Genomic DNA, 26,255 nt, shown 5'->3' with positions numbered 1-26,255 from the left:
TCGCTGCCGCAACCATCAAGCGACATCGCCGATGCGATGTTCGTTCCAGCCCATGCGATCGCCTCGGCCGCAGAAGGAAAGCATTCAATGACACTGAGTTTCGACCCGGCCGCAGTCGCCATCCCCAGGGGCCATCACATAGGCGGCCAATATGTCGAGCTGCCCGGCGCGGAGATCGAGGTTCTGCGCCCCTCCGATCTTCAGCATATGGGCATGATCACCGACGGCGGCGAAGCCGCGGTGCAGTTAGCCGTCGACGCCGCGAAGATGGCTCTGGCGCAAAGCCGCTGGGCGAGGATCGCGCCGCGCGACCGCGCCGCCGTGCTGATGCGTTTCGCCGCATTGATCGAAGAGAACGCCATTTATCTCGGACAATTGGAAGCGATGGGGTCGAGCCGCCTGATCTCGATGACGATTGTCCGCGACGCGGTCCGCACCGCCGGCGTCGTGCGCTACTACGCCGAATTCTGCGACAAGATCGAAGGCACCGTAACCTCGACCGAGGCGAATGCGCTGAGCATCGTCAAGCATGAACCCTATGGCATTGTCGGCGCGATCGTTCCCTGGAATTTTCCGATGATCACCGCAGCCTGGAAATTCGCCCCGGCGCTGGCCGCGGGCAATGCGGTGGTGATGAAGACGTCGGAACTGACCCCGCACAGCCTTCTGGCGCTGGCCGAGCTCGCCGCCAAGGCCGGCCTTCCCAAGGGCCTGTTCAACGTCATCAATGGCTACGGCCACACGACGGGCGCGGCAATCGTGCGCCATCCCGATATATTGAAGATCTCGTTCACCGGGTCGACGCAGACCGGCGCCGCCATCATGACGCTTGCCGCCCAGTCCGGCATCAAGCCGGTCACGCTCGAACTCGGCGGAAAGAGCCCGCAACTGGTGCTGGCCGATGCCGGCGACATCGACGCGGTCGCCGGCCGTGTCGCCGCTGCCTTCATGGACAATGCCGGCCAGGTCTGCACGGCGGGTTCGCGGCTGATCGTCGAGGACAAGATCGCCAACCAGCTTGTCGAACGCGTCATCGCCCGGACGAAGGCGATCAAGGCCGGCCCGACCTGGGACGAGGCGACCACCTTCGCGCCGATCATCAGCCGCAAGCAGCTCGATCGCATCGACACGATGGTTCGCGAAAGCGTCAGCCAGGGCGCCTCCGTCGTCACCGGCGGCACGGTTCTGGAAGGCCGCAACGAAGGCAGCTTCTACGCGCCGACGATCCTGGAAAACGTCTCCGACGACAATATCGGCTTCAAGGATGAGTTCTTCGGCCCGGTTCTGACGGTGCGCAGTTTTTCCGACCTGGAGGAGGGGCTCGCGCAGGCCGCGCATCCGGTCTACGGGCTTGCCGCCAGCGTCCACACCACGGACCTGAAGAAGGCGCTCAAGGCGGCGGATTCGATCGAGGCCGGCATGGTCTGGATCAACCAGCATGGGCGCGGTCCGGAATTCACCTATCCGGCCGGCGGTTACAAGGGCTCCGGCTTTGGTAAGGATATGGGCCGTGCCGGCATCGAGGCGTTCCTGCGCCAGAAGGCCATCTGGGCCAATTACGCCTGAGCGAGCTGAAGTCCATGCAATTCGATTACATCATTGTCGGCGGCGGCTCGGCTGGAGCCGTGCTTGCCAGCCGTCTTTCGGAAAACGGCACCAAAGAGGTGGCGCTCTTCGAAGCCGGACCCGACACCCCGCCGGACGATGTTCCAGACGTGATCGCCGACAGCTATCCCGGCCTTTCCTATTTCGACCCGAAATACCACTGGACGGAACTGCGCGTCTTCAACCGCTCGCCCAAGCAGAACGCGCAAGTGGTCAAGACGGCCAAGCTCGAACAGGCCAGGGTGATGGGCGGCGGCTCCAGCATCAACGGCCAGTTCGCCGTGCGCGGCCTGCCGCATGACTATGACGAATGGCAAGGGCTCGGCCTGCCCGGATGGGGGTGGGACGGCATGCTGCCCTACCTCAAGAAGCTCGAGCGCGATCTCGACTTCGACGGCGAGCTTCATAACAAGACCGGACGCATTCCGATCCGCCGCGTCTTTCCCCAGGACTGGGCGGGCTTCACCCGCTCCGTCCTTAAGGTAACGGAAAGCGAATATCCCTATAGGCCGGACTACAATGCCAGCTTCGAAGATGGCTCGTTCCCGCTGCCGCTGTCGAACGAGAACGACCGCCGCGTGTCGACGGCGATCGGCTATCTCGACAGCGCGGTGCGCGCCCGCAAGAACCTGCACATCTTCGCCAATGCCTTCGTCGAAGGGCTGGTGACCGAGGGAACGCGCATCACCGGCGCCAGGGTCACGATATCAGGCCAGACCAGGACCTACAGTGCCGGTGAGACGATCGTTTCAGCTGGCGCCCTGCATTCGCCGGCCATCCTGCTGCGCGCGGGCATTGGGCCGGCGGCGCAGCTGAAGCGGCTGGGCATCGACGTGATCGCCGATCGTCCCGGTGTCGGCGAGAACCTCACCGACCATCCGCATCTGGCCGTCGGCGCGCATTTCAGGAAATCCGCGCGCCTTAAACCCGGTCAGCGGCGCCATATCTTCCTAGGCGTCAGATACTCTTCCAACCACGCCGACTGTCATCCGGGCGACATGCTCCTTATGCCGGTCAACCGCGCCGGCTGGCATCCTCTCGGCAAAGCGATGGGGGCACTCAATGTCTGCGTCAACAAATCCTATTCGCGCGGCACCGTGACGTTGAAGTCGTCGGTTCAGACCGACGAGCCGATCGTCGATCTGAACTTGGCTTCCGACGGCCGCGATCTGATGCGTCTGGTCGACGGCTTCAAGCGCATCTGCAGGATCATGCAATCGCCCGACGTCCAGCAGCACGTCAACACCTGGTTCCTGGCGGGCTACAGTGACGAGGCGCGTGCGCTCAGCGTCCGCAAGCCGTCGAACTGGATCAAGACCGCGACCGCGGCCTACCTCTTCGACTATGCGCCGTTTTTCCGCGAAACCTTGCTCAAGCGCAAGTTCGGCACCACCGACCGCATCCAGGCGATGCTCGGCAATGAAGAGCTGATCACCGATTGGGTCAAGCAATCCGTCTGGTCGGGCTGGCATGTCTCGGGCACCTGCAAGATGGGCGCCGACGGCGATCCGCTGGCGGTGCTTGACGCCGAATGCCGCGTGCGAGGCGTGCAGGGCCTGCGCGTCGTCGATGCCTCGATCATGCCGACGATCGTCGCCGCCAACACCAACATCACCACCATCGCCATCGCTGAAAAGGCGGCGGACCTGATCCTGAATTCCCGACAGTAGCAAAGGACCTGAATTCCATGCGCAAGAACAAGGTGAAAGACATCTGGGCCGCTGGCGGCGAAGTGGTGACCGGCTGGCTTGGCATCCCCTCGTCGATCTCGGCCGAACTGATGGCCCAGCAGGGCTGGGACGCGCTGACCATCGATCTCCAGCACGGCGCCACCGACTATGTCGACATGGTGCCGATGCTGCAGGCGATCTCGATCACCGACACGACGCCGATGGTGCGCGTGCCGTGGAACGATCCGGCGATCATTGGCAAGGTGCTCGATGCCGGCGCCTATGGCGTGATCTGCCCGATGGTCAACACGGCGCAAGAAGCGGACGCGTTCGTCAAGGCCTGCCGGTATTTCCCCAAGGGCGGCCGCAGCGTCGGCCCGCTGCGCGCCTCGCTCTACGCCGGCGCGGATTATTTCCAGCACGCCAACGACACCGTCATCACCATGGCGATGATCGAGAGCGAGCAGGCGGTGAAGAACCTCGAAGACATACTGAAGACGCCCAACCTCGACGCCATTTTCGTCGGCCCCTCGGATCTCGCGGTAACGATGGGCGAGGCGCCCGGCTTCGATCCGCGCTATCCCGCGGTCTACGAGGCGATCGAATACATCGCCGCCAAATGCAAGGAGGCCGGCGTCATTCCGGGCATCCATTGCGGCTCGGTCGCCTATGGCGTCGACATGCGTAAGCTGGGCTACCGCTTCATGGCCTATCTCTCCGACTTCCGCATGTTGCAGCAGATGGTCTCGCGCTCGCTGCCGGCCTTCCGCGCCGGCACGCCGAGCGCGATCGCGCCCTGATCGGGACTGCGGATCGATCGCCATGACATCGACAGGCACGCCGCGCGGCAAGGTCACGGTCATCGGCGCCGGCATCATCGGCGTCTGCACCGCGAACTATCTGATCGAGCAGGGTTTTGCCGTCGAGGTGGTCGATCCGGCCTTGCCGGGCTCGGAGGAGCAATGCTCCTTCGGCAATGCCGGCGGCATCTGCCCGGGATCCTGCATCCCGAATTCGATGCCGGGCGTGCTTCACAATGGGCCGAAATGGCTGATGGACCCGGAAGGACCGTTGATCGTGCGGCTGGCCTACCTGCCGCACGCGCTGCCCTGGCTGCTGCGCTTCCTGGCCGCGAGCCGTAAACCGCGCGTCGAGCAAATCTCGGCAGCGATGCGTGCGCTGCACCGCTACACATTCGAGTGCTACGAGCCGCTGATCAAGGCCGCCGGCTGCGAAGACCTGTTGCAGAAACGCGGCCAGCTCTTCGTCCATGAAACGGCCGATGGACCGGCAAAAGGTGCATACGGCCTCGGCCTGCGGCGCGAGCATGGCGTCAAGGTCGATATCCTCGACGCCGACGAAATCCGGCAGCTCGAACCGGCCCTGGCGCCGATCTTCAAGAGCGCCGTCTATCTGCCCGAGCAGGGACAGTGCCCCAACCCCGGTCGGCTTGTCGCGAAACTCGCCGAGCATGCGGCGCGTCAAGGTGCGCGTTTCGTCAGGGCAAAGGTGATCGGCTTCGACATGGCCGCCAATGGCCCCTCGGCGCTGCGGCTCGAAGATGGAAGGCGCATGCCCGTCGAAACCGTGGTGCTGTGCGCCGGCGCCTGGTCTGGGGAGCTTGCCCGCAAGCTGGGCGACCGCATTCCGCTGGAGAGCGAGCGCGGCTACCACATCATGGCCAGGGGCGCCGATACGGGCCTGCGCATCCAGACCATCTCGGCCGACCGCAAATTCGTCGCCTCGCCGATGGAGGACGGCTTGCGGATCGCCGGCAACGTCGAGTTCGCCGGCCTGAAGGCGCCGGCGAACATGAACCGCGCGGATGTGCTCCTCAAGCAGGCGCGGCCGATGTTCAGGAGGCTGGAGGTCGGCGAGGTCACCCGTTGGATGGGTCATCGCCCCGGCACGCCCGACAGCATACCGGTCATCGACCGCGCGACGCGGGCCAGGAACGTCATCTACGCCTTCGGCCATGGCCATCAGGGCCTGATCGGCGGCGCGGTCACCGGCAAGATCGTGTCGCAACTCGCCGCTGGTCTGCCGCCGGTGATCGATCTCACGCCGTTCCGGGCGGATAGGTTCTGAGTGCTCAGAGCCTGCTTCACCAGCAGGCCTTTCCGTCCTGCATGAAGGGAACGACGTGACCGCGACCACAGACACACACGCCGTCGAGTCGATCGATCCGCAACGCGCTTACACCGTTTTGATCTGCGATCTGATCGGCCTGCGTTTCGACGCCGACGGAAAGCCCGACCCTTCGGAGGTGCGTGCCCATATCGAAGCCAAGGGCGGCCGCTTTCATGCGACCGGACTTGCCGACAAGGATGCTCTCGAACGCGGGCGCGTTCATTTCTTCTACCAGCCGGATCTCAGCACCCGCGAGGAGCTGATCGTAGCCGCCGGCGACGGCCGCTATGATGCCGTCATTGCCGCCGCGACCTTCCTCCCCGCCGAAACCGTCTTCCCGCTGGCCGGCGTGCGGATCGGCGCCGGCACCGGCAATATGGGCTCGCGCTCGTGGGGTGGCGGCAGTGGCGAGGGCGGCACCGCCGTGCTGATGAACACGCCCGGCATCAACAGCCGCGCCACCGCGCAGATGGTGATGAAGGCGATCCTGAAAGTGCTGCCGGATCTGCCGGTCGACACGCTGCACAGCCGTGTCGCGCGAGGCGCCTTCGACACCGGCAGGGAACTGCGCGATTTCCCCACCGAAAAGCTCGAAGGCAAGACGATCGCCGTCATCGGTTACGGCAATATCGGCCGCGAGGTGGCCAAGCTCGCCCGCGCCTTCGGCATGCGGGTGGTGATCCATGCGCGGCCTCGGCATCGCGACTGGATAGAAGTCGAGGGCTTTGCCTTTGCGCCGAACCTTGTCGAAGCAGCTGACGGCGCCGATGTGCTCAGCGTCCATGTCGGCCTGGGCAAGCAGGATGCGCAGACCGGGCGCTACGCCAATGCCGGGCTCATCGGCGCGGACGTCCTGTCACGCATGAACAAGGGCGCCGTGCTGGTCAACTACGATCGCGGCGAGCTTGTCGACATCGAGGCTCTTGATGAAGCTCTGAATACAGGCCGGCTACGCCACGCCGCCATCGATGCCGATCTGTTCAGGGATGCCTCGACCGGCAGCCTGTCCGGCCCGATGCTGCCCTATCTCGGCCTCGTCGAGAAGCATGGCGCCAGGCTTGAGCTGCTCCCGCATGCCGCCGCCGACACCGATCATCCCTCGCGCGTCGCCGGCGCCAAACAGGCCGTCGATCAGATCTTCGATGTCGTCCGCCGAAACGCGGTGACGAATGCGAAAGGCACCGTGCCGCCGGGCTATCTTTCCCTTGGCGCGACCACGCCCCCCGGCATCGGGCCGGTGACGGCGGACCATTTTTTGAAACTGGCCGCCAGCGACTGCGCTGAATTGGCCGATGTCTGCGATCGGCAAAGCCGGTTGTGGAAAGCGCTCTCGGACACCCCGCCTGCCGAACGGGGCAAGATTGCCGCCGGACAGGGCGACGAGCTTGTCCGGTTGATCGACCGTTTCTGCCTTCTGGCCGAGAACCTCAATCTCAGGGGGCCGTTTCAGCAATAGGCCGTCGCTGGAGTTTCTCAGTCCCGGGGACCGGCCACCATGCGGGCGACCCGCGTCATGTCGGTGCTCATCTCGCGGTCATCGTCGAGCGGACTGACGAGCGCGCGCACGGCGGCGAAGGTGCGTTGCGGTCCTTCGCCCATGCTGTCGACGACCCCGCGCAGCTCCACGCCCGTCGCCGCGAAGATCAGCTCCATCGCAACGAGGTAGCGCAGCCGCTCGACGATCTCGGTCGTCTTTGCCACCACGCGCGGCGCCATCGACGACTGGTCCTCGATGCCGTCCGAGACAGCCAGCGGGCTGAGCGACATCGGATTGGCCAGATGCCGGATCTCGGCTTCTAGCGCTGCGAGCGGTTTCTGCAGTTCCGCGTAGCCCTGGCGGCTGCCGCCTTTGGCGGACAGGAAGCGCGGCAGCTCGGCGATTGTCGGCGACATCAGCTTCATGCAGCGGTTGGCTGTACCGACCGCGCAATGCGCGAGCGCCTGGCCGAGATGCTCCCAGGCCAGCGTCATCGCCGTGAGGTCGAAATTGCCGTTCGAGACGACGCGTTCGTCTCCAGGCAGGATTACGGGGTTGTCGCCCGAATGGATGAGTTCGATTTCGGTCGCCAGCTTCGCCTGTTCGAATGCATGCAGCAGGCCGCCCCAGACCTGCGGCACACAGCGATAGCTGAGCGGATCCTGAAGCCGCCGCGCCGCCTTGTCCTTCCACAGACCGCTTCCGGCGAGTTCTGCACGCAGCCGCGCACCGATCTCGCTCTGACCGAAGGCCGGCCGGGCGGCGAGGGCATCCTCATCGATCGCGGTGAGGGAAGAACGAAACGCCTCGTAGTTGAGCGCCACCGCGGCCAGCGCCCAGTCGATGAGGTTGGCAACGTCTTCGAGACACAGGCATGCCGTGCCGGTCGACAGGCTGTTGGCGACGATGATGGCGTGGCCGTCCTTCTCGCGCAGATCGAGCGGTTCGAGCCCGGCCAGCGCGAGCGCCTCGGCGGAAGGCATGATCCTGCCCTGGAATTCTATCTCGCCGTCGCCGCGCAGCGCCCGCGCCATGTGGCCGAGATGGGCGAGGTCCGCCGCCCCTATCGAGCCCCAGGTCGGGATCACCGGATGGACGCCGGCGTTGAGCGCCGCCACGAGGCCCAAGACCACGCGTTCGGACGTGCCGGTGCCGCCGGCGGCCATGCCTGAAATGCGCGCGGTCATCAGCGCCCGCACCGCCTCGGTCGGAAGGGCGGGGCCGATCCCCATGCTGTGGCTGAGCGGAACGCTATGCTGGAAGGCGATCAGATCGGCCTGCGCGAGCGGCGTGTCGACACAGGCGCCGAGGCCCGTCGTGACGCCGTACATCGGCTTGCCGAGCCCGGTGAGGTGCTCGATGAGCGCGCGGCTCGCCCGGATGCGGCGCATCGCCTCTTCGCCCAGCACCAGCCGCGCGTTGCGCCGTGCGATCTCGGCAACGTCGGCCGCGCTGAGCGGCTTGGCGTCGAGCAGTATCATTCGAACTGTCATGTCCCGCCTGTATCCCGTGACCGGATGCCCGGGCCGATGGCGCGGCGGGCGTCACTGTTTGTGGCGGCTTGCTGGCTGGACAGCAAGCCATTCCGATTATGACAGTGGCAGGCGAGGGGAGATTCTGGACTCAGACGGATCGCTCCGCGACGGCGTCGGGAACCACCACCAGCTTGCCGACGAAATCCTTGGCGATGAAATCGGCCTGCGCCTGGTGGAAATCGGAGAGCTTGTAGACGCCGCCGACCAGCGGTCGGATCTTGCCTTCCTCGATATACCCAACGATGCGGCGGAAATCGGCGCGCGTGCCCTGGCTCGAACCATGCAGTTGCAGCTGCTTGAGATACATGGTCCTGAGATCGAGCTGGACGACCGGGCCTGCAATCGCGCCGGCCGTGGTGTAGCGGCCCTCTGGTCGCAGGATGCGCAGCAGGTCGTTGAAGATCGCGCCGCCGACGAGATCGGCGACAACATCGATCGGTTGCCCGCCTGTCGCCTCCGCCACGGCTTGCGGCAGGTCGGCGACGCCACGGGTGATGACGGCCTCGGCGCCGATGTCGAGTACGGCCTGTTCCTTGCCCTTGCCGGCGACCGCATAGGGGATGGCGCCACGCGCCCGCGCCAGCTGCACGATGCCGGAACCGACGCCGCCCGAGGCGCCGGTGACCAGCACGCGCTCGCCGGCCTTGAGCGCGGCGCGTTCCAGCATCTGCTCGCCGGTAAGGTAGGCGCAGCAGAAAGTGGCGAGTTCGACGTCGCTCATATCGGTGTCGACGACATGCGCGTTGTCTGCTGGCACCACCTGATACTCGGCATAACCGCCATCGCGGCCGTGGCCCATATAGTCGATGTCGGCCAGCGAATCGTCGTCGCGGTTGTAGATGGAGAAATCGACCATCACCCGTTCGCCGATACGGTCGGGCGATACGCCTTCGCCGACGGCGGCAATGGTGCCGACAGTATCGGTGCCCTGGATGCGCGGGAAAACAAGCGTATTGCCCTGCCTTCGCCAGGTCGACACCGCGCCGGCATCTTCCTCGGTGCCATAGGCGCCCTGGCGCACCCAGACATCGGTGTTGTTCATCCCGCAAGCGCTGACCCTTATGAGCACTTCACCTGAAGCGGGGACAGGCACTTTGACATCGGTGCGGTAGACGAGTTTTTCAGGTCCGCCATGCCCTGTGAGCAGCACGGCGGCCATGGTGGCGGGGAGCGTCTTGGTCATGGCATTCATGGGTCGGTCTCAGAGATTGGCAAATACGCTGTTCACGGCATCGGCGGCCTTGGCCACCACGATGTCGGCTTCCTCGCGGGTCAGGCAGAGCGGCGGCGCGAAGCCGAGAATGTCGCCCTGCGGCATGGCGCGGCCGATGACGCCGCTGGCGGCAAGGGCCGTGGCGACCTGCGGTCCGATCTTGAGCGAAGGATCGAAGAAGACACGGTCGTCGCGGTCTTTCACGAATTCCACCGCTGCCAGCATGCCGTCGCCGCGCACCTCGCCGACGTTCCTGTGACCGCCGACGGCCTTGGCCAGTTCGGCACGGAAATAAGCGCCGGTCTCGCCGGCATTTCGCACAAGGTCCATCTCATCGATCAGTTCGAGATTGGCCACGCCTGCTGCGACGCAGATCGGATGCGCCGAATAGGTCCAGCCATGGCCAAGCGAGCCGAGCTTGTCTGAACCCTGCACCAGCACCTGCCACATCTTGTCGGCGACGATGACGCCCGACAGCGGCGCATAGGCCGAAGTCAGGCCCTTGGCGATGGTGATCAGGTCAGGCTTGATGCCGTAATGGTCTGAGCCGAACATGGTGCCGAGCCGGCCGAAGCCCGTCACCACTTCGTCGGCGACCAGCAGCACGTCGTACTTCTTCAGCACCGCCTGGATCTCCTCCCAGTAGCCGGCGGGCGGTGGCACGATGCCGCCAGTGCCGAGGATCGGCTCGCCGATGAAGGCGGCGACGGTTTCAGGCCCTTCGGCGAGGATCATCTCCTCCAGCTTGTCGGCGCAATGCTGCGAGAACTGCTCCTCGCTCATCGAACGGTCGGCGCGGCGGAAATAATAGGGCGCTTCTGTGTGCAGGATCGGCGCGCGCGGCAGGTCGAAGGCGTTGTGGAACAGGTCGAGCCCGGTCAGCGATCCCGTCATCACGCCCGAGCCGTGATAGCCGCGCCAGCGCGAGATGATCTTCTTTTTCTCCGGCCGGCCGAGCACGTTGTTGTAGTACCAGATCAGCTTGACGTTGGTTTCGTTGGCATCCGAACCGGAGAGGCCGAAATAGACCCTAGACATGCCCTTCGGCGCGCGGTCGATGATCATCTTGGCAAGCGTGATCGAGGCCTCGGTGCCATGCCCGACATAGGCGTGGTAATAGGCGAGATTCCTGGCTTGCGCGGCGATGGCGTCAGCGATCTTCTGGCGGCCATAGCCGACATTGACGCAATAGAGGCCGGCGAAGGCATCGATGCTCTTCTTGCCATTGTTGTCCCAGACGGTCACGCCTTCGCCACCAGCCATGATGCGCGTCGGCGATTCACCCCGCGCATGCGTGCCCATATGGGTGGAGGGATGGAAGAAGTGATCGCGATCCCAGGCGGAAAGTTCGTTGGACTGGTCGAGCATCTTTTTGACTCCTGAGGAAAATGCGGCCCGCGCAGCTTACGCTACATCGAGGCAGAGGTATTTGAGGTCGGTGAAAGCTTCGAGCCCGTGGCGTGAGCCTTCGCGGCCGATGCCGGACTGCTTGACGCCGCCGAACGGGATCGGCGCGCCGGTGATCTTGACGCGGTTGATGGCGACCATGCCGTAGCCGAGCGCGCGGCCCATGCGCTGCTGGCGCGCGCCGTTCTCGGTCACGACATAGGCGACCAGCCCATACTCGGTTGCATTGGCGCGGGCGATGATTTCGTCCTCGCTGTCGAAGGGCGTGACGGCGGCAACCGGACCAAAAGTCTCCTCGCGCATGATCAGCGCCTCGTCAGGGACGTCTACCATCAGTGTCGGCTGGTAGAACAGCGGCCCGGCCTGATGGCGTTTGCCGCCGGCAAGGCAGCGCGCGCCAAGGGCTACGGCGTCGGCAACCTGCTCCTCGACCTTCTTGACGGCGCGCTCATGCATCAGCGGACCAATGTCGATGTCATCGGCCAAGCCATTGCCGGCCCGCAGCGTCTCGATGCGTCTGGAAAATGCGGCGCAGAAGCGGTCGTAGAGCGGACGCTGGACATAGATGCGGTTGGCGGCGAGGCAATCCTGGCCCGATGTGGCGAATTTGGCGTCGACGGCAATGGTCACCGCCTTGTCGATATCGGCATCGGCAAAGACGATCAGCGGCGCGTGGCCGCCGAGCTCCATCACCAGCCGCTTCATCGTCGGCGCGCTCTGGGCAGCGATCAGCCGGCCGATCTCGGTCGAACCGGTGAAACTCATGGCGCGCACGCGCGGATCTTCGCACATGCGGCCGACGATCGTCGCGGCCTTGCCGGTAATGATGTTGAAGACGCCGGCGGGCAGGCCGGCGCGCTCGCCGAGTTCGGCCAGCGCCAGCGCCGACAGCGGTGTTTCAGAGGAGGGATGCGCCACGATGGTGCAGCCGGCGGCCAGTGCTGCGGCCGCCTTGCGGGTCAGCATGGCCGACGGAAAATTCCACGGCGTAACGACGCCGACAACCCCGAGCGGCTCGCGCCGCACCATCATTTCCGCGTTCGGCAGATGGCTGGTGACACTCTCGGCGTTGAGACGCTTTGCCTCTTCGGCATACCATTCGACGAAGGAGGCGGCATAATCGATCTCGCCCAGCGACTCCTTCAACGGCTTGCCCTGCTCGAGCGTCATCAGCAGAGCCAGATCATCCCTGGCGGCGACCATCAGCTCGAACCATTTTCGCAGGATTTTCGAACGTTCCTGCGGCAGGAGCGCTCGCCAGGCCGGGAAGGCGCGAGCGGCGGCATCGATCGCTCTCGTCGTCTGCCCTGAGTCGAGCGCGGCGACGAAGGCGACCGTTGCGCCGGTAGCCGGATCGGTGACCTCGTAACTCTCTGCCGTCTCGCTCGCCGTCCAATGGCCATCGACATAGGCAAGTTCGCGCAGCAGCCGGCGGTCGGCGAGCCGGTCGAGCGCTTCATGGCGATGCGAGCGGGCGAAATGCGCGGACATGGTCGAAGCCTCCCGGTTAGGTTTGATCCGGGAAGACTACCCATCACCGGCAGACAGAGAGGCTGTTTGGACGCCCGACCGTAGAGAGAATCTCTCTATTGCGACGAGAGGGCAGTCGATCTCTCCGGTCTACGTCAACGGCGGCAACAGGTCCGCTATGGGCAGGGCGATATCATCCTTCACCGTCTTGATGACGATGTAGGTGAAGTAGCGGTCGATGCCGATCTCACGCTCGAGCAGGGAATCCACCAGGCGCTGGTAGGCGTCGATGTCGCGCGCCATCACCTTCAGCACATAGTCGACGCCGCCGCCCACCGACCAGCAGGCGACGATCTCCGGGATGTCGCGGATCACGCGCTCGAAGCGGTCGAAATCGGCCTGGCGGTGGCTGGCCAGCGTCACCTCCATCAGCACCGTGGCGACAGGCGCTACGACGCGCATGGCGATGCGGGCGTGATAGCCCGAGACGATCCCGGCTTGTTCCAGCTTGCGCAGCCGCATCCAGCACGGTGTCGGCGAAAGCCCGACCTGCTCGGCCAGCGCCAGCTTCGTGATGCGCCCGTCACGCTGGATGGCGTCGAGGATTTTGAGGTCGATCGCGTCGAGTTTCGCAGCAGTCATCAGCGCCCACTTTTTCGTCCATCGTACCATGAGGGCGCATTATTTCGATTGTCAATTGCACTGATTTCGATCTCTAATAAGTCATGACATTGTGGCAACCCGATCCCGCGCTGATCCGTCGGCCAGCCTATCAATCATTGGCCGACCAGTTCGCGCGCGCCATCCATGACGGGCGCCTGGCCAATGGCGCGCGGCTGCCGACGCATCGCCGGCTAGCGGACGATCTCAAGCTCTCGGTGCAGACGGTCAGCCGCGCCTATGAGGAACTGATCCGGCGCGGCCTGATTTCGGGCGAGATCGGCCGCGGCAGCTTCGTCCAGACACAGCGCCGCGAACCCGAGCCGCCCTATCTGCCCGAACGCCTTGGCGAGGTCATCGATCTTTCCATCCTGAAGCCGGTCTGCGAGCCGATGCATCTGGAGCGGATGAAGCAGGCGCTCGGATGGCTGGCCGAAAACCTGCCGTCGAGTTCGGCGCTGTCGTTCCGGCCAAACATGGTGTTTCCGCGCCACCGCGCCGTGGCGGTCGAATGGCTGAAACTTTGTGGGCTGGATGCCTCCGCGCAGAACATCAGCCTGACCAACGGCGCTACCGCCGGCATGACGGTAGCACTGATGAGCGTCGCGCCGCCCGGCTCGACCGTTGCCACCGAGGCCATTGGTCACCACACGCTGGTGCCGCTCGCCCGCTATCTCGGCTTCAACCTGCAGGGCCTGCCGATCGACGGCAACGGCCTCATTCCGGAAGCGCTGGACGAGGCCTGCAAGCTGTCCGACATTCGCGCTGTCTTCGTGCAGCCGTCGGTGATCAATCCCACCGCAACGCTGATGGATGCACGGCGGCGCGAAGAGATCGCGGCGGTGGCGCGCAAGCATGACATCGCCATTATCGAAAACGATGTGCTGGGCCCGCTGGTCGAGGACCGGCCGCCTCCGGTCGCGGCCTTCGCTCCGGAGCGGACGCTCTACGTCACCTCCTTCACCAAAATCACCGTGCCCGGTCTACGCATCGGCTATCTCGCCTCGCCCGACCGTTACGTCGCCGCCGTCGCCAACCGGCACCTGGTCTCGAACTGGATGGCGACACCGATGGTGGCAGAGATCGCCACCAAATGGGTGACCGACGGCACCGCGATGGAACTGGTGCGCTGGCAGCGCACGGCGCTGCGGCGGCGGCAGGACATTGCCGCCGAGGTGCTTGCCGGCGTCGACTACCGTGCCCGCCGCGATGGATTGCATATCTGGCTGCAACTGCCGGCCGACCGTTCCGAGGAGAGCTTTGTCGCCCAGGCCAGGTTGCAAGGCGTGGCCATCGCACCAGGCACCTCGTTCCGCATTTCGGATGCGCCCTGGCACCCGGCGGTGCGCATCTCGCTGGGATCGACCACCGAGGGGGAACTGCGCGCCGGTCTCGGCGTTGTCACCAAGCTGTTGCTTGGCGATCCGGAGCATCTGCTGCTGGCGATTTAGGCTCGCAATGCTCCGAAATTGTGCGGAATCACAAATATTGTCATGATATTATTTTATCAATTGACATGATTTGGCGCGTTCCCCATCGTTAAGGGCACAGGCTTCTCCTGCACGGGGAAATTCATTTGTCCGCAACCACGCCCATCATCAAGATCGACGGCATCTCGAAGAGCTTTGGCAGCTTCAATGTGCTGGACGGCCTGTCGATGCAGGTCATGCCGCGCGAAAAGTTGGCGCTGATCGGCCCTTCCGGTTCCGGCAAGACGACCATCCTGCGCATCCTGATGACGCTGGAGCGTATCGACGGAGGCCATATCGAGATCGAGGGCGAGCAGCTCTACCACATGGAACGCAACGGCCAGCTGCTGCCGGCCGACGAGCGGCATCTCGCGCGGATGCGCCAGAAGATCGGCATGGTCTTCCAACTGTTCAACCTGTTTCCGCACAAGAGCGTCATCGACAATGTGACGCTGGCGCCGATGCTGACCAAGGGCACGCCGCGCGCCGCCGCGCAGAAGCGGGCGATGGAACTGCTCGACATGGTCGGCATGGCCGACAAGGCCAAGGCTATGCCGGCGCAACTGTCCGGCGGCCAGAAGCAGCGCGTGGCGATCGCCCGTGCGCTCGCTTTGCAGCCCAAGATCATGCTGTTCGACGAGGTGACATCGGCGCTCGATCCGGAACTGGTCGAGGAGGTGCTCAACGTCTTGTGGCGGCTCTGCGCCGAGACAGACATGACCATGCTGCTGGTCACGCACGAGATGGGGTTCGCCCACGACTTCGCCGACCGGGTGCTGTTCTTCGATCGCGGCCGAATAGTCGAGGAAGGCAAGCCCGACGAGATTTTCCGCAATCCCAAGCAGGAACGCACACAAGGCTTCCTGAAGAAGATCATCGCGGCCGGACACCGTGTCTGACCGCATGCCAAGGCGGCGAATGCCGACCTGAAATCACGCAAACCAAGACAAGAACAAGGAGTTGGGAACAATGAAGAAACTTGGCATTCTGGCCGGCGTCGCCGGTCTTGCACTGACGGCGGTTCTGGCCGCCTCGATCCCGGGTTCGGCTGATGACAGCAAGCTCGAGCAGCTCAAGTCGCAGGGCTTTGCCCGCCTCGCCATCGCCAACGAGCCGCCCTATACGGCGGTCGCCGCCGACGGCAAGGTTTCGGGTGCGGCGCCTGACGTGGCGCGCGAGATCTTCAAGCGCCTAGGCGTCGCCGATGTCGCCGCCTCGATCTCGGAATATGGCGCCATGATCCCCGGCCTGCAGGCCGGCCGCTTCGACGTCGTCACCGCCGGCCTGTTCATGAAGCCGGAGCGCTGCGCGGCGGTTGCCTATTCCGAGCCGGTTCTGTGCGACGCCGAAGCGATGCTGGTGAAGAAAGGCAATCCGAAAGGCTTCAAGAGCTACGAGGATGTCGCCAAGGACACGTCCGCCACGATCGGCGCGCCCGGCGGCGGCACCGAGGAGAAGCTGGCGCTCAACGCCGGCGTGCCGCGTGAACGTGTCATCGTCGTGCCGGATGGCCAGAGCGGCCTCAAGATGGTGCAGGACGGCCGCATCGACGCCTACTCGTTGCCCGTGCTCTCGATCAACGACCTGATGAAGAAAGCCGCCGATCCGAACCTCGAAGTCATCGCGCCGGTGCAGGGCGCTCCGGTCTATTGCGACGGCGCTGCCTTCAAGAAGGGCGACGAGGCCCTGCGCGACGCCTTCGACGTCGAACTGGCCAAGATGAAGAAGTCGGGTGAGTTCGCCAAGATCATCGAGCCCTACGGCTTCTCGGCCGCCGCCGCGATGTCGACCACGCGCGACAAACTCTGCGCCGCGAAGTGACTTTTACCTTCTCCCCGTTTCACGGGGAGAAGGTGTCACGAAGTGACGGATGAGGGGCGGCGCCAAGTTTGGAGAAGCTAGCGCTGCCCCTCATCTGCCTGCCGGCATCTTCTCCCCGTGAACGGGGAGAAGGAAGCCAATCGCCAACGTTGGAACCCGGATGACCCAGTGGTCCGGCTATTTCGGCCTGATAATGCAGGGAGCGCTTGTCACCATCGAGCTGACGCTGATGGGGTCGGTGCTTGCCCTGGTCATGGCCTTTCTCGCCGGCATGGGGCGGCTGTCGCGCTTCTTCGTGCTGCGCGCGCTTGCCACCGCCTATATCGAATTCTTCCGCGGCACCTCGATCTTCGTGCAACTGTTCTTCGCTTACTTCGTCTTGCCCCTGGTGGGTTTCGAGCTCACCCCGTTGCAGGCCGGCGTGTTGGCGCTCGGCCTCAATGTCGGCGCCTATGCCGCCGAAGTGGTGCGCGGCGCCGTGCAATCGATCGGTCGCGAGCAGCACGAGGCCTGCATCGCCCTCAATCTCGGCCGCTGGCAAGGCATGCGCCATGTCATCCTGCCGCAAGCGTTTCTGGTGATGCTGCCGACCTTCGGCAACAATGCCATCGAGTTGCTCAAGGCGACATCGGTCGTCTCGCTGATTTCGCTCGCCGACCTGACTTTCCAGGCGCAAGTGGTGCGCGCCCAGACCGGCAACACCATGGTGCCGTTCACCACCATTCTCGTCATCTATTTCATCCTGGCGCTGCTCATCTCATGGGGTGTGCGCTCGCTGGAACGCCGCATGGCACGCGGCCTCGACGGAGTGCGCGTCTGATGGCCAGAGCATTCCTGATGAATCGGGCCCGCTGATGGATTGGGATTGGAATTTCGTCTGGGAGATCATGCCGACCCTGATCCAGGGGGTGAAGATCACCATCCTGGCGACGCTGCTCGGCTCGGTGCTGGCGGCGATTGTCGGGTTGGGCATCGCGCTGGCGCGCCGCTCGCCCAACAAGGCCTTGTCGCGCGGCGTTGGCTGGGTGGCCGAATTCATCCGTGGCACACCGCTCCTGGTGCAGCTCTATTTCATCTTCTACGTGCTGCCCGACATCGGCATCCTCTTGCCGCCGCTGGTCGCCGGCGTCATCGGGCTCGGCCTGCACTACGGCACCTATACGGCGGAGGTCTATCGCGCCGGCATCGACAATGTGCCGCGTGGCCAGTGGGAAGCCGCCAAGGCCTGCAATCTCAGCGCCCGGCAGACCTGGTCCCACATCATCATCCCGCAGGCCATTCCGCCGATGATCCCGGCCTTGGCCAACTATTTCATCGCCATGTTCAAGGAGACGCCGCTGCTCTCGGCGATCACCGTTCTGGAGCTGATGAACCAGGCCAAGAGCGTCGCCAACACCTATTATCGCTACCTTGAGCCGATCACACTGGTCGGCGCCTTCTTCCTTGCCATCAGCCTGATTTCGGTCGTGCTGCTGCGCTGGCTGGAACGCCGCTATGGCAAGATCGAAAGATAGAAGATGAAGCCCTTGCCCCAGATCAAACTTGTGCCCAACCGGCCAGCGCTCGATGAGCGTCCGCTGGAGCGGCGCGTCGGCCTCATCATCCTGGCCACCGACCATACGACGGAGCCGGATTTTCGCCGCATGGTGGCCAGCGAACGGATCGGCGTCTATGTCGCGCGCACTCCCTATGCCAATCCGACGACGCCTGAGAATTTGCGCAAGATGCAGCCGGCGCTGACGGCGGGCGCGGCCTTGATCCTGCCTGACGAGAAGCTCGACGCCGTCTGCTATTCCTGCACGTCGGCCTCGGTGGTGATTGGCGATGCCGAGATCGAGACGGCGATCCAGGCCGCCAAGCCAGGCGTGCCTGTCGTCACACCAACAATGGCCGGTGTGCGCGGGCTGAACGCCTTCGGCGTGCGTCGGATCAGCATCCTCACGCCCTATACGGTCGAAACCTCCAGGCCGATGGCGACCTATTTCGCCGAGCGAGGTTTCGAGATAGTCAGCTTTACCTGCCTCGGCTTTGAGGACGACCGCGAGATGGCGCGCATTGCCCCGGCAGCGCTTGTCGACCTCGCTCGTCAGGCGATGCATCCGCAGGCCGATGCGCTGTTCGTGTCCTGTACGGCGCTGCGCGGTGCACTTGCGGTCACCGGCATGGAAAAGGCGATCGGCCGTCCGGTGGTGACCAGCAACCAGGCGACCGCTTGGAACTGTCTGCGGCTGTGCGGTGACGAGACGGCCCATCCCGAATTCGGCAGTCTGATGACGCTGCCCTTGCCGGCCGGCTGACGACCATGGCGACAGTGACCTTTGGCGATATCCGTGCCGCGCGCGAGCGAATTGCCGGCAAGGTCGAGCGCACATCGACCGTGCTTTCGGCGAGTCTTTCCGAACGACTGGGCGTGCCGGTTCATCTCAAGCTCGAGCATCGCCAGACCACCGGCAGCTTCAAATTGCGCGGTGCATCCAACGCCGTTGCATCGCTTGACGCCGCGGAGAAGGCGCGCGGCGTCGTCGCGGCATCGACCGGCAATCATGGCCGTGCGCTTGCGCATGCGGCGAAGCTCGAGAGCATGCGCGCGGTGATCTGCATGTCGCGTCTGGTGCCTCAGAACAAGCTCGACGAAATCCGCCGCCTCGGCGCGGAAATCCGAATTGTCGGCAACAGCCAGGACGACGCGCAGCAGGAGGTCGATCGGCTGGTGGCGGAGGAGGGACTGGTCATGCTGCCACCCTTCGACCATCCCGCGATCATCGCCGGGCAAGGCACGCTCGGCTTGGAGATGATCGAGCAGGTCCCGGATGCCGCTCTGGTGCTGGTGCAACTCTCCGGAGGTGGGTTGGCCTCGGGTGTAGCGGCCGCAATCAAAGGCGTTAGCCCCGGCACAAAAATCATCGGCGTGTCGATGGCGCGCGGCGCGGCGATGAAGGCCAGCCTCGATGCCGGCCGTCCCGTTCTGGTCGAGGAATTGCCGACGCTGGCGGATTCGCTCGGCGGCGGCATCGGCCTCGACAACCAGCTGACCTTCGCCATGTGCCGCGACCTGCTCGACGATGTCGTCCTGCTCAGCGAGGACGAAATCGTCGCCGGTATTCGCCATGCCTATGAACAGGAACGCGAGATCGTCGAAGGAGCAGGTGCGGTAGGCATCGCGGCGCTGCTCGCCGGCAAGGTCAAGGCGAGCGCGCCGGTGGTGGTTCTGCTGTCCGGCCGCAACATCGACATGGGCCTGCACAGGAAAATCGTCTGCGGGGAAATGCCGTCAATTTCGGAGCGCGCCGCATGAGCCGGATGACCATCCTCACCGAGGCTGAACTGCGCGAGATCGTGACATTGGATCTCGATGCCGTCGCCTGTGTCGAAAATGCCTTCCGCGCGCTTGCCACATTGCCGGTGGCGATGCCGCCGATCCTGCGGCTCGATATCCCCGAGCATCGCGGCGAGGTCGACGTGAAGACCGCCTATGTGCCCGGCATCGACGGCTTCGCCATCAAGATCAGCCCCGGCTTCTTCGACAATCCCAAGCTCGGCCTGCCCAGCGTCAATGGCATGATGGTACTTTTGTCAGCGAAGACCGGTCTGGTCGAAGCGCTGCTGCTCGACAATGGCTATCTGACAGACGTTCGCACCGCTGCCGCCGGAGCCGTCGCGGCCAAACATCTGTCGCGACCGGACGCGTCCGTCGCCGCGATCTTCGGCGCCGGCGTCCAGGCGTCACTGCAACTCGAAGCGCTGAAGCTGGTGCGGCCGATCACGCAGGCCCGCATCTGGGCGCGCGATGCCGCCAAGGCGGAAGTGACCGCAGCCGCCTTGCGCGAAAGGCTCGGCATCGACGTACGCGCTGTATCAGACGCGGCCAACGCGATTGCCGGTGCCGACATCATCGTCACCACAACGCCATCGACCGAGCCGCTGATCAAGGGGGGGGGTGTCTCGGCCGGCCAGCACATCACCGCCATGGGCTCGGATGCCGAGCACAAGAACGAGATCGCGCCTGCCATTCTGCGCATGGCCGATCTCTATGTCGCCGACAGCGCGAGGCAGACGCGGCGGCTGGGCGAACTCCACCATGCCATCGCGGCCGGTGTGATGGCTGGAGAGGCTGATGTGATCGAACTCGGCCAGATCATCGCCGGCCAAAAACACGGCCGGCGCTCGGCCAGCGATATCACCATTGCCGATCTCACCGGCACCGGCGTGCAGGACACCGCGATCGCCACGCTCGCCCGCGATCGCGCGCTGGCGGCCAATGCCGGAACCATTTTCGAAAGCTGATGCTAGCCGCGGGAGCATGATCCGGAAAAGTGGCAAACCGGTTTTCCGATCGGATCATGCTCCGACAAAAGAATACCTGGAGACAGATTCAACAAAGTTGAAGCGGGTTCCAGGCCCAACAAACGAGGACCAACAAAATGCAGCCGAACCTGAAATTCTCGCGAAGCGAATACGCGGATCGCCTCGCCAAGACGCGCAAGGCGATGGAAGCCAAAGGCGTCGATCTCCTTGTTGTCAGCGATCCCTCCAACATGGCCTGGCTGACCGGATATGACGGCTGGTCCTTCTATGTGCATCAGGCAGTGATCGTGCCGCCGTCGGGCGAGCCGGTGTGGTACGGCCGTGGCCAGGACGCCAACGGCGCCAAGCGCACCGCTTACCTCGCCCAGGACAACATCGTCGGCTATGCCGACCACTATGTGCAGTCGACAGAACGCCACCCGATGGATTTCCTGTCCAGCGTGCTGAGCGATCGCGGCTGGGGCAAGCTTACCATCGGTGTCGAGATGGACAATTACTGGTTCTCGGCCGCCGCCTTCGCCTCTTTGCAGAAGCATCTGCCCAACGCCCGTTTCGTCGATGCCACCGCGCTGGTCAACTGGCAGCGCGCGGTGAAAAGCCCGACCGAAATCGACTATATGCGCAAGGCAGCCCGTATCGTCGAGGCGATGCATCAGCGCATCGTCGACAAGATCGAAGTTGGCATGCGGAAATGCGATCTGGTCGCCGAGATTTACGATGCCGGCACACGCGGCGTCGACGGCATCGGCGGCGACTATCCCGCGATCGTTCCGCTGCTGCCGTCGGGCGCCGACGCCTCGGCGCCGCACCTGACCTGGGACGATAAGCCGATGAAGCGGGGCGAGGGCACCTTCTTCGAGATCGCCGGCTGCTACAACAGGTATCATTGCCCGCTGTCGCGCACCGTCTTCCTCGGTAAGCCGACGCAGGAATTCCTCGATGCCGAGAAGGCGACGCTGGAAGGCATGGAAGCAGGCCTCGCCGCCGCCAAGCCGGGCAATGCCTGCGAGGATATCGCCAATGCCTTCTTCGCCGTGCTGAAGAAATACGGCATCGTCAAGGACAACCGCACCGGTTACTCGATCGGCCTGTCCTATCCGCCGGACTGGGGCGAACGCACGATGAGCCTGCGTCCCGGCGACCGCACCGAACTCAGGCCGGGCATGACCTTCCATTTCATGACCGGCCTCTGGCTGGAGACGATGGGACTGGAGATCACCGAATCCATCCTGATCACCGAAACCGGCGTCGAGTGCCTGGCCAATGTGCCGCGCAAGCTGGTGGTGAAGGATTGAGCCCGATGTCCAGTCTCCGCCCGTCGCCGATCGCGCCGACCGTCGACTTCGACCGCGACGGCATCCAGCATGGCTTCCTGCGCTTGCCCTATAGCCGCGACGACTCGGCCTGGGGCTCGGTGATGATCCCGATTTGCGTCATCCGCAACGGCAAGGGGCCGGCGGCGCTGCTGACCGGCGGCAACCATGGTGACGAGTATGAGGGGCCGCTCGCGCTCTACGAACTCGCCCGAACGCTCGATCCAAGCCGGATCAGCGGCACGGTGATCATCGTGCCGGCGATGAACTATCCGGCTTTTCGGGCCGGCACACGCACCTCGCCGATCGACAAGGGCAACATGAACCGCAGCTTTCCCGGCCGGCCGGACGGCACGGTGACGCAGAAGATCGCCGATTATTTCCAACGCGAGTTGCTTCCCCGCGCCGACATCGTCTTCGACTTCCATTCCGGCGGCAAAACGCTGGATTTCTTGCCTTTCTGCGCCGCGCACACGCTGCCCGACAAGGCGCAGGAACAAAAAGCCTTCGCGGCGGTCGAGGCCTTTTCGGCGCCGTTCTCGATGCGCATGACCGAGATCGATGCGGTCGGCATGTATGACACGGCGGCCGAGGAGATGGGCAAGGTCTTCGTCACCACCGAACTCGGGGGCGGCGGCACATCGCGCGCCGAGACGGTGCGGATCGCCCGGCACGGCATCCTCAATGTGCTGCGCCATGCGGGCATTGTCGATGGTGCGGTCGAGAAGACTCGAACTCAATGGCTGGACATGCCTTCGGGCGATTGTTTCGCCTTCGCCGAGGACGACGGCATGATCGAAACCATGGTCGATCTCGGCGAGTCCGTCGAAGAGGGCGCGGTGCTGGCTCGGATCCATTCGACCGGCCGCACTGGTGTCGCCCCCCAGGATATCCGCGCGAAAATGTCGGGCATGCTGGCGGCGCGACATTTCCCCGGACTGGTCAAGGCCGGCGACTGTGCCGCGGTGGTCGCCGTAAAGGTCGATTGACCAATTCCGCCCCGACCACACTGGGGCGGACCGCTCCATCGACAATCCCTGGTTTCACTCTTCTGGCCCCGAAACCAAAGCGCTCCCGTACACGGGGATACTTATATCCGCTGATGTTTTCCACTACGCTGGGGATCGGTGGCAAGGAGCATCGATTGCGCGGATTTATGGAAGGCCTGATCGAGAGGCCTCAGACGGTGGCGGAACAGGTTGCCAATGTCCTGCGCGAGGCCATAGCCAGTGGATCGCTGAAGGCAGGCACAACGCTGCGTCAGGATGAACTGGCCGAGCAGTTCGGCTTCAGCCGCATGCCGATCCGGGACGCGCTTCGCCAATTGGAAGCCGAGGGCATCGTTTCCATCCATCCCACGAAGGGCGCGCATGTCGCCGGGATGGATGGAGCCGAGATCGCCGAAATATACGCGGTGCGCGAATTGCTCGAATGCGAGGCGCTCCGGCTGTCGGTTCCGGTCCTGCCCGGCGCCAAGCTTGAAGAAGCCGAGCAGGCTCTCGACCAGATCGATGCCGAGCGCAATGTCGGTCGCTGGGGCGCCCTGAACAGGGTCTTTCACCTGTCGCTCTACGATGCCTGCGGCAACCGCCGTTTGCTTGACCTGATCGAAGCGCATCACAACGCGGCCGACCGCTATGTCCGCATCCTGTTGTCGAATTTGGACTACCGCACCCGCTCGCAGACGGAGCATCGCGACCTACTGGCCGCTTGCCGCCAGCGCGACGGCAAGAAAGCCCTGGGCGTTCTGAGGCAGCATCTCCGCGAGGGAAGTGAGACGCTCGTCAATGCGATAGAGCGCGGCGGGCTGGCGCGAAAATCGTAGGCCGAAAGAGTGGTTCGAATGCCTTGACAGTCTGAATAGGGTCTCGGAGATCGACGACACTGCCTTCGGCGCTGGTGGACTAAGCCGCCCTTCATCCGGTCGCTTGCACTGAGGCGGGCAACTCGCACTCCTTGCATCGCAGCCTTGGTCGATTAACATGGTTTCATGGCGGTTAGGGCGCGGACGATCTCGATGGCAAGGCGGGCAGCGCGATAGATGTGGGTCAAGCGGCTTTCCTCTGACGAGAAACTGATCATCACCGCTGCCTGCGAGCGTTTCATCGCGGATGTTCTGAAGCCTCGATTCATCGCCAGCCAACCGAATCGGCTCGATCATCCAAGGCCGGCCGAGATGGCGACGCCGAGGCGCATTTGTGGCGTGCCTTCGAGAAGGCGCCGAGCCTCGAACTTTATCAGCGTCTGTGTAAGGCTGCCGGGGGGCGGCACGCGACAAAGCCATCAAGCATCTTCAATCCAGGCTGACACGCGCGAAGTCTTCCGCCTGGCATTTTCCGGCTGATCTGCTCATCAGCATCCTGATGGAGGAGAAGCAGTTTGAAAGGGCTTGGCTCAATGTGCACGACCATGGCGCGTCGGAAGGGCTGAAGCAGAAACTCGCGCGGTCCAGCGAGGCGACGCATCCGAGAGAGGCACTGATGGTTTACACCGCAAGCGTCGATCAAATGGCCCAACTGGGCGGTGATGGCGCATATGCGGAGGCGGCAGCACTGATCGGTCGCATGGCCGGGCTGCACGGTGCATCGGCGCATGCCGCCTATCTGGCGGATGTGAAGGTCCGCTTCGGTCGCAAGCGCAATTTCATGAAGCTGTTGGCCTGACATGCGCCGCGCGGCCATCGAGCAACAGGACCGCTATATGGTGGAACGCCAGCGGCAGTTTCGTGCCGCGGCGGATATAGTCACCGATGCCTGGATGCGCTTCCAGGAGGTGGTTGCGGTGGCGGTAATCGGCTCTGTCGCCAAGCCGCTCTGGAAAGAAGTGCCGCGTTTCTCCGAATTCCGGCGTTCGCGGATCGAGGTCTGGCACGAATGTGGCGATCTTGACCTGGCGCTCTGGCTCGATTCCCAGCAGCGGCTTGGCGAACTGCGTCGCGCCGGCGCTCTTGCCTTGCGCGAAGCGTTCGAGAAAGGCATGGGGATCAGCGTCGCCGATCATCAGCTGGACGTTTTTCTGATCGAACCCAGCAGCGATATCTATCTCGGCCGGCTGTGCAAATTCAGCCAATGCCCCAAGCAGAAGATCGACTGCATGGTACCAGGTTGCGGCGAGGTTGCTTTCAACAAGCGCATCGCTGAATTCACGCCGCATGCCGATCTGCTCGCCCCAGCCGAAGGTGCGATGCTCTACAGGCGCGGCGTCGGCCGGGTGCGCTCCGCGCTCGATCTGCCGCAGACCCGTTGAACGTCCTTCACGGTCTGTCGGCCCGCACCTCGAGGCTGGAAAATCGCGTGAAGCCTGGCGACAATTTGCTTCTGCTCACATTCGCTGCCACATATTGCAACATCAATGCTTGACACGAGGATCGCCATGTCTCCAGTCAGCCATCTGCCGGCACGTGCCCTTGCCCCGCGCCGCCATGATGAGATCATGCGGCGGCTGAGTGCGCAGGGTTCCGTCAGCGTCGCCGAACTGGCCGGGTTCTTCGATGTCTCGCGCGAAACCATCCGCCGTGACCTGAAGCTGCTTTCGGACCAGGGCAGGCTCGGCATCGTCCATGGCGGCGCCGCCCGCTTCGAGCCCAGCGAACCGGCGATGAGCTTGCGCAGCCAGGAAAGTGCCGCCGGCAAGGCAGCGATCGGCAGGGCCGCCGCTGGTCTGGTCAGGAATGGCATGGTGATCTTTCTCGATTCCGGTACCACCACCTTGGCTGTCGCGCATGCCCTCACGGATCTGCGCGATCTGACGATCTGCACGGCCAGCCTGAAGATAGCGCTGCACCTATGCCACGTTCCCGGCATGCGCGTGCACATGCTGGGCGGCGAAGTCGACCCGGGCGAGGAGGCAGCTTCCGGCATCGACACTCTCGATGCGATGGCCCGCTTTCGCGTCGACATCGCCTTTCTCGGGGGCGGCGCGTTGTCCCCTGACGGTGAGGTCACCGACTTCACCCGCGCCGGAGCCGAGCAGCGCGGCCGCATGATCGCGCTCGCCGGCAAGGCCTATTTCGTGCTCGACGCCAGCAAGTTCGGCAAGCTGACGCCGCTCAGGATTCCGAATTTCGAACGTGCCGCCGGGGTGATCGTCGACGCCGATCCCGAACCAGCGCTTGCCGCTGCGCTTTCGCAAAAGGGGCCCGAACTCCTCGTTGCGGATTGATGTGATATTTTGTGACTTT

Annotated in this window: 25 protein-coding genes; 20 read left to right on the top strand and 5 right to left on the bottom strand. The window is 64.2% G+C overall.

The genetic code is table 11. The features are described 5' to 3' along the window. Window positions 1–87: 87 nt before the first annotated feature. Genes LB564_RS13985 through LB564_RS13965 form a run of 5 tightly spaced genes read left to right on the top strand, consistent with a single transcriptional unit; the run spans window position 88 to window position 6,861 of the window. Window positions 88–1,566: an aldehyde dehydrogenase family protein gene (locus LB564_RS13985; protein WP_224538529.1), complete on the top strand. Its 1,479-nt coding sequence runs from the start codon at window positions 88–90 to the stop codon at window positions 1,564–1,566. A 14-nt stretch (window positions 1,567–1,580) separates the two neighbouring features. Further along, window positions 1,581–3,275: a GMC family oxidoreductase gene (locus tag LB564_RS13980; protein ID WP_224538527.1), complete on the top strand. Its 1,695-nt coding sequence runs from the start codon at window positions 1,581–1,583 to the stop codon at window positions 3,273–3,275. Window positions 3,276–3,292: 17 nt separating this feature from the next. Continuing rightward, on the top strand, window positions 3,293–4,075 hold the full coding sequence (locus LB564_RS13975; RefSeq protein WP_224538525.1) for an HpcH/HpaI aldolase family protein: 783 nt from the start codon (window positions 3,293–3,295) through the stop codon (window positions 4,073–4,075). 22 nt (window positions 4,076–4,097) lie between these two features. Further along, window positions 4,098–5,363 carry an NAD(P)/FAD-dependent oxidoreductase gene (locus LB564_RS13970; protein ID WP_224538523.1) on the top strand — a complete coding sequence of 422 codons (1,266 nt, stop codon included), beginning with the start codon at window positions 4,098–4,100 and terminating at the stop codon, window positions 5,361–5,363. A 55-nt stretch (window positions 5,364–5,418) separates the two neighbouring features. Next, the gene (locus LB564_RS13965) at window positions 5,419–6,861 is read left to right on the top strand and encodes an NAD(P)-dependent oxidoreductase (RefSeq protein ID WP_224538521.1); all 1,443 of its coding nucleotides are present in this window, start codon (window positions 5,419–5,421) and stop codon (window positions 6,859–6,861) included. 17 nt (window positions 6,862–6,878) lie between these two features. Here LB564_RS13965 and hutH read toward each other — a convergent pair whose 3' ends face one another. The 5 genes from hutH to LB564_RS13940 all read right to left on the bottom strand — a co-directional run bounded on the left by hutH (window position 6,879) and on the right by LB564_RS13940 (window position 13,149). Beyond that, window positions 6,879–8,375: a histidine ammonia-lyase gene (gene hutH / locus LB564_RS13960; protein WP_224538519.1), complete on the bottom strand. Its 1,497-nt coding sequence runs from the start codon at window positions 8,373–8,375 to the stop codon at window positions 6,879–6,881. 130 nt (window positions 8,376–8,505) lie between these two features. Continuing rightward, window positions 8,506–9,609, bottom strand: coding sequence for an alcohol dehydrogenase family protein (locus tag LB564_RS13955; protein WP_224538517.1), 1,104 nt, complete (start codon window positions 9,607–9,609; stop codon window positions 8,506–8,508). A 9-nt stretch (window positions 9,610–9,618) separates the two neighbouring features. After that, the gene (locus tag LB564_RS13950; protein ID WP_224538515.1) at window positions 9,619–10,998 is read right to left on the bottom strand and encodes an aspartate aminotransferase family protein; all 1,380 of its coding nucleotides are present in this window, start codon (window positions 10,996–10,998) and stop codon (window positions 9,619–9,621) included. 36 nt (window positions 10,999–11,034) lie between these two features. Further along, window positions 11,035–12,528 carry an NAD-dependent succinate-semialdehyde dehydrogenase gene (locus LB564_RS13945; RefSeq protein ID WP_224538513.1) on the bottom strand — a complete coding sequence of 498 codons (1,494 nt, stop codon included), beginning with the start codon at window positions 12,526–12,528 and terminating at the stop codon, window positions 11,035–11,037. Between the two features lie 129 nt (window positions 12,529–12,657). Continuing rightward, window positions 12,658–13,149: an Lrp/AsnC family transcriptional regulator gene (locus LB564_RS13940; RefSeq protein ID WP_140705286.1), complete on the bottom strand. Its 492-nt coding sequence runs from the start codon at window positions 13,147–13,149 to the stop codon at window positions 12,658–12,660. An 83-nt stretch (window positions 13,150–13,232) separates the two neighbouring features. On the opposite strand from LB564_RS13940, the gene LB564_RS13935 reads away from it, so the two are divergent. The 15 genes from LB564_RS13935 to LB564_RS13865 all read left to right on the top strand — a co-directional run bounded on the left by LB564_RS13935 (window position 13,233) and on the right by LB564_RS13865 (window position 26,236). Further along, window positions 13,233–14,618, top strand: a complete 1,386-nt coding sequence (locus LB564_RS13935; RefSeq protein WP_224538512.1) for a PLP-dependent aminotransferase family protein — start codon at window positions 13,233–13,235, stop codon at window positions 14,616–14,618. A 125-nt stretch (window positions 14,619–14,743) separates the two neighbouring features. Next, complete coding sequence (ehuA, locus tag LB564_RS13930) at window positions 14,744–15,535, top strand: ectoine/hydroxyectoine ABC transporter ATP-binding protein EhuA (RefSeq protein ID WP_263491225.1); 792 nt, start codon at window positions 14,744–14,746, stop codon at window positions 15,533–15,535. 70 nt (window positions 15,536–15,605) lie between these two features. Next, window positions 15,606–16,457: an ectoine/hydroxyectoine ABC transporter substrate-binding protein EhuB gene (gene ehuB / locus LB564_RS13925; RefSeq protein ID WP_140705292.1), complete on the top strand. Its 852-nt coding sequence runs from the start codon at window positions 15,606–15,608 to the stop codon at window positions 16,455–16,457. A 160-nt stretch (window positions 16,458–16,617) separates the two neighbouring features. After that, on the top strand, window positions 16,618–17,277 hold the full coding sequence (gene ehuC, locus LB564_RS13920) for an ectoine/hydroxyectoine ABC transporter permease subunit EhuC (RefSeq protein WP_140705294.1): 660 nt from the start codon (window positions 16,618–16,620) through the stop codon (window positions 17,275–17,277). 34 nt (window positions 17,278–17,311) lie between these two features. Continuing rightward, window positions 17,312–17,971: an ectoine/hydroxyectoine ABC transporter permease subunit EhuD gene (ehuD, locus tag LB564_RS13915; RefSeq protein ID WP_224538510.1), complete on the top strand. Its 660-nt coding sequence runs from the start codon at window positions 17,312–17,314 to the stop codon at window positions 17,969–17,971. A 3-nt stretch (window positions 17,972–17,974) separates the two neighbouring features. Beyond that, complete coding sequence (eutA, locus tag LB564_RS13910) at window positions 17,975–18,754, top strand: ectoine utilization protein EutA (RefSeq protein WP_140705298.1); 780 nt, start codon at window positions 17,975–17,977, stop codon at window positions 18,752–18,754. Between the two features lie 5 nt (window positions 18,755–18,759). Next, window positions 18,760–19,752 (top strand): hydroxyectoine utilization dehydratase EutB, encoded by a 993-nt coding sequence (gene eutB / locus LB564_RS13905; protein ID WP_224538507.1) that lies wholly within the window; start codon window positions 18,760–18,762, stop codon window positions 19,750–19,752. After that, the gene (eutC, locus tag LB564_RS13900) at window positions 19,749–20,741 is read left to right on the top strand and encodes an ectoine utilization protein EutC (RefSeq protein ID WP_224538505.1); all 993 of its coding nucleotides are present in this window, start codon (window positions 19,749–19,751) and stop codon (window positions 20,739–20,741) included. Before eutB ends, eutC begins: the two co-directional genes overlap by 4 nt. Before the next feature lie 137 nt (window positions 20,742–20,878). Further along, on the top strand, window positions 20,879–22,057 hold the full coding sequence (gene doeA, locus LB564_RS13895) for an ectoine hydrolase DoeA (protein WP_224538503.1): 1,179 nt from the start codon (window positions 20,879–20,881) through the stop codon (window positions 22,055–22,057). Window positions 22,058–22,062: 5 nt separating this feature from the next. Then, window positions 22,063–23,064: a N(2)-acetyl-L-2,4-diaminobutanoate deacetylase DoeB gene (gene doeB / locus LB564_RS13890; protein ID WP_224538501.1), complete on the top strand. Its 1,002-nt coding sequence runs from the start codon at window positions 22,063–22,065 to the stop codon at window positions 23,062–23,064. Then, a complete protein-coding gene (locus tag LB564_RS13885; protein WP_224538499.1) occupies window positions 23,061–23,900 on the top strand; it encodes a GntR family transcriptional regulator in 840 nt (279 codons plus the stop codon). The genes doeB and LB564_RS13885 overlap by 4 nt, the downstream gene beginning before the upstream one ends. Window positions 23,901–24,116: 216 nt before the next feature. Continuing rightward, window positions 24,117–24,419: a hypothetical protein gene (locus LB564_RS13880; RefSeq protein ID WP_224538497.1), complete on the top strand. Its 303-nt coding sequence runs from the start codon at window positions 24,117–24,119 to the stop codon at window positions 24,417–24,419. Window positions 24,420–24,438: 19 nt separating this feature from the next. Continuing rightward, window positions 24,439–24,738 (top strand): hypothetical protein, encoded by a 300-nt coding sequence (locus tag LB564_RS13875; RefSeq protein WP_224538495.1) that lies wholly within the window; start codon window positions 24,439–24,441, stop codon window positions 24,736–24,738. 1 nt (window position 24,739) lies between these two features. Then, complete coding sequence (locus tag LB564_RS31635) at window positions 24,740–25,321, top strand: hypothetical protein (RefSeq protein WP_224559157.1); 582 nt, start codon at window positions 24,740–24,742, stop codon at window positions 25,319–25,321. A 126-nt stretch (window positions 25,322–25,447) separates the two neighbouring features. After that, the gene (locus LB564_RS13865) at window positions 25,448–26,236 is read left to right on the top strand and encodes a DeoR/GlpR family DNA-binding transcription regulator (RefSeq protein WP_224538491.1); all 789 of its coding nucleotides are present in this window, start codon (window positions 25,448–25,450) and stop codon (window positions 26,234–26,236) included. Window positions 26,237–26,255: the final 19 nt, after the last annotated feature.

Origin of the sequence: Mesorhizobium sp. ES1-6, assembly GCF_020164775.1 — a bacterium.
GTDB lineage: Bacteria > Pseudomonadota > Alphaproteobacteria > Rhizobiales > Rhizobiaceae > Mesorhizobium.
This window is presented reverse-complemented; position numbering and strand designations above follow the sequence as displayed.